We start from the raw sequence: 2,661 nt of genomic DNA on the forward strand, positions 1-2,661 counted from the left end.
TTTCGTCGCGGACGAGTCGAGAGCCGCCGTCGCCGACGATGGCACGGAGGACGTGCGGGTGGTCCGGGAAGTCCCAGCCACCGGCCCCGTAGCCGGATGCCTCGACCGACACCGACGGGAGCGTTTCGACGCCGTCGGCGATGTGCGCGAGGATGGCCGCACCCGTCGGGGTGAGCAGTTCGGCCTCGACGGGGCCGCCGCGAATCGACCAGTCGGCCTGTTTGGTGACGTTGAGGACCGCAGGGGCCGGGACGGGGTACGTGCCGTGGCTCATCTCGGCTTCGCCGCCGCCGACTGCGACGGGGCCGGTCACGACGCGGTCGATATCGAGGTCGGAGAGAAGCAGACACACCCCGACCACATCGGCGATGGCGTCGTCCGCACCGACTTCGTGGAAGTGGGTTTCGTCGAGGTCGGTCCCGTGAACCTCGGCCTCGGCCTCGCCGAGAATGCGGAAGATAGCTGTCGCGTCTTCGACGACGTCCGCCGGAAGGTCCATCGATTCGACGAGTTCGACCACTTCTGGGTACGTTCGGTGTGGACCGTGGCCCTCGGCGTGTGTGTGGTCGTGGTGCGAATGGTCGTGGTGCGAATGGTCGTGGTGCGAATGGTCGTGGTGCGAATGGTCGTGGTGCGAATGGTCGTGCTGGTGGTGCGAGTGCGTGTGCCCGTGGCCAGCAGATAGACTCCCTCGCAGTCGGTGCTGACGCGGTTCGTCGTCTTCGTCGTGCTCGTCGTGACCCTCGCCGTGCGGGCCGCCGCCGTCGGTCTCCGCGAGGAGGACATCGACTTTCGTCGCCATAATACCGTTTTTGTCCACCTCGTGGATTCGGTAGGTCACGTCGAGCGCGTCTTCGACGGGGTCGAGAACGGACGGGTCGGCACCGGCGGCGACGAGTGCTCCGAGGAGCATGTCACCGCTGGCACCCATCCGGCCGTCGAACGTGAGCAGTCGCATACCTGTACCCCTCGTGCCCGAGGATAAAAACGACAGCCATCGCCGTATCAAACCCTGCGTAGTCGGTAGGGATTAGTAGCCACCCGCCATAGTTCGAGGTAGGCTGTGACTACGAGAAGGCTCGACCCCGGACCGACCGGGGAAGGACTTATCCGATGGCCTCTCACAGGTATCAGCATCCCCGCGAGGTAATCATGAACGAAGTCCAACTCGAAGTGGCGAAAGCGTACCCGAACGACTCGGGGCGCGGTATCGCCCGTCTTGATCCGGACACCTTGCTCCATCTCAAGCTCTCGCCGGGAGACATCATCGAGATAGAGGGAGGGAAAACGACCGCCGCGAAGGTGTGGCGGGCAGACCGGCAGGACTGGAACACGGATACCGTCCGTATCGACGGGTTCACGCGGCAGAACGCCGACGTGAGCATCGGCGAACGGGTGACAATCCGCAAAGCAGAGGCCAAGAAGGCTGACAAACTCGTGTTGGCACCGCCCGAAGAGGCGAGTGTCCAGTTCGGGTCCGATGCGGCCGGCATGGTCAAACGGCAGATTCTCAAGCGACCGGTGGTCGAACGCGACATCGTTCCGGTGATGTCGAGTACGAACCACCCATTCATGCGGTCGCCCGGACAGGCGATTCCGCTTATCGGCGTCGAGACGAAGCCCGAGGGCGTTGTCCTCGTCACCGAGGATACCGACGTCGAACTCCGCGAGGAGCCGATTTCAGGCTTCGAGAAGACCGGAAGCGGAATTACGTACGAGGATATCGGTGGGCTGACCAACGAGATTCAGCGCGTCCGCGAGATGGTCGAACTGCCGATGAAGCACCCCCAGATATTCCAGAAACTCGGCATCGAGCCGCCGCAAGGGGTGCTGCTTCACGGCCCGCCGGGGACCGGGAAGACGCTTCTCGCCCGCGCGGTCGCAAACGAGACCTCGGCGAGTTTCTTCTCTATCGCTGGCCCGGAAATCATCTCGAAGTACTACGGTGAATCCGAACAGCAACTCCGCGAGATATTCGAGGACGCCAAAGAGGAGTCGCCGAGCATCATCTTCATCGACGAACTCGACTCCATCGCGCCGAAGCGTGAGGACGTGACCGGCGAGGTCGAACGCCGCGTCGTTGCCCAACTCCTGACGATGATGGACGGGCTCGAAGCGCGCGGACAGGTTATCGTCATCGCGGCGACGAACCGCGTCGACTCCGTCGACCCCGCGCTTCGTCGTCCCGGTCGGTTCGACCGCGAAATCGAAATCGGCGTCCCCGACGAGGAAGGCCGCAAGGAGATTCTCCAGATTCACACCCGCGGCATGCCGCTTTCGGACGATGTGGACCTCAATAACCTCGCGGACGACACTCACGGCTTCGTCGGTGCCGACATCGAGGCGTTGACCAAGGAGGCCGCGATGAAGGCGCTGCGGCGGTACTTGCCCGAAATCGACCTCGACCGGGAGGACATCCCGCCGAGTCTTATCGACCGGATGGTCGTCAAGAACGACGACTTCGGCGGCGCGCTCGGCGAGGTCGAACCCTCGGCGATGCGTGAGGTGCTCGTCGAGATTCCGAAGGTCACGTGGAAAGACGTCGGCGGACTCGAAGCACCCAAACAGAAGGCCAAAGAGAGTGTCGAGTGGCCGTTGACCACGCCGGAGAAGTTCAACCGAATGGGATTCGCGGCACCGAAAGAGGTGCTCCTCTACGCG

At 63.5% G+C, this 2,661-nt stretch carries 2 protein-coding genes; one reads left to right on the top strand and one right to left on the bottom strand.

Annotated elements, in window-relative coordinates:
- The coding region (gene larC / locus QT222_RS02850) for a nickel pincer cofactor biosynthesis protein LarC (RefSeq protein WP_491476240.1) at positions 1–958 on the bottom strand (958 nt) is incomplete at its 3' end.
- A gap of 194 nt (positions 959–1,152) precedes the next feature.
- On the opposite strand from larC, the gene QT222_RS02855 reads away from it, so the two are divergent.
- Positions 1,153–2,661 (top strand): AAA family ATPase (locus tag QT222_RS02855; protein ID WP_491476241.1); only part of this gene is annotated, 1,509 nt, incomplete at its 3' end.

This window comes from Haloferax sp. s1 (assembly GCF_058382125.1).